Origin of the sequence: Dolichospermum sp. LEGE 00246 (assembly GCF_015207865.1) — a bacterium.
Taxonomy (GTDB): domain Bacteria; phylum Cyanobacteriota; class Cyanobacteriia; order Cyanobacteriales; family Nostocaceae; genus Dolichospermum; species Dolichospermum heterosporum.
Window position 1 is genome coordinate 1 of sequence record NZ_JADEWA010000767.1, and the last position, 1,092, is coordinate 1,092.

At 44.6% G+C, this 1,092-nt stretch carries 2 protein-coding genes; both read right to left on the reverse strand.

Translation table 11 applies throughout. The features are described from left to right. Positions 1–142: 142 nt before the first annotated feature. Positions 143–637, reverse strand: a complete 495-nt coding sequence (aroQ, locus tag IQ228_RS26225; RefSeq protein ID WP_051424455.1) for a type II 3-dehydroquinate dehydratase — start codon at positions 635–637, stop codon at positions 143–145. Continuing rightward, positions 612–752 (reverse strand): hypothetical protein, encoded by a 141-nt coding sequence (locus tag IQ228_RS26230; RefSeq protein WP_027404689.1) that lies wholly within the window; start codon positions 750–752, stop codon positions 612–614. The genes aroQ and IQ228_RS26230 overlap by 26 nt, the downstream gene beginning before the upstream one ends. Positions 753–1,092 lie beyond the last annotated feature (340 nt).

The window sequence follows — 1,092 nt, forward strand, 5'->3', positions numbered from 1 at the left end:
TGTCACCTGTCACCTGTCACCTGTCACCTGTCACCTGTCACCTGTCACCTGTCACCTGTCACCTGTCACCTGTCACCTGTCACCTGTCACCTGTCACCTGTCACCTGTCACCTGTCACCTGTCACCTGTCACCTGTCACCTATTACTGATTTAAATAATACACCAGTGCTTCCAGACCTAACAAATAACTTTGAGCGCCAAAGCCACTGATTTGGCCAATTACCACTGGTGCGATATAAGAATGATGACGGAAATCTTCCCGACGATAAATATTACTCAGATGTACTTCAACAGTAGGTAAATTAACAGCAGCGATCGCATCCCGCAAAGCCACACTAGTATGAGTGTAAGCCCCAGCGTTAATCACAATCCCCTGATGCTTTCCTAATGCCCCGTGAATAGCATCTACTAAAACCCCTTCATTATTTGACTGCATGAACAAAATATCTGCTTGCAGTTCCATTGCTTTGGACTCTAACAAGCGATTAATTTCTGCCAAAGTCAACGAACCATAAATTCCCGGTTCTCTAAGTCCCAGCAAATTTAGGTTTGGTCCATGCAGCACAAGAATACTTAAAGCTGGCAAATTCAACTCCCACACCTTAAAAACTTTAGCGACGGCGCATAGAACGTTCATGTACAGGAATCGGAATCAGTTCCGGTTCCGGTTCAGCCTCTGGACCTAGCAGACTATCAATTAACTTCCGCGCTAATTCTTTCAGCTTTTCCAGCACCTTTTCTATATAATCCATTAAACTGACCGCTCCTGAGATAGTACCTCAATTTTATTTAACCGGGTCGCAGAAACTGGCGTATTATCGCACTTCTAGCCTTGGCAGGGTTGACACATTTCCACAAGTATGGTGTTTCCTACTATGAAATTTTAATTTTGTGTTTTCCCTTACTTATTACATTATCACATTCATAATTACTAATGGGTAATTAGTGATTTGAATTTAGGAGTCAGAAGTCACGATTTCAGGAGTATCGCTAAGGCCACGCTGCGCTATCAGGAGGTAGGGGCGCAGGGACTGCGCCCATTCAGGAGTTCAGAAGTAAGAAATCTCTCCCCCACTCCCCTACTCCCCCCAC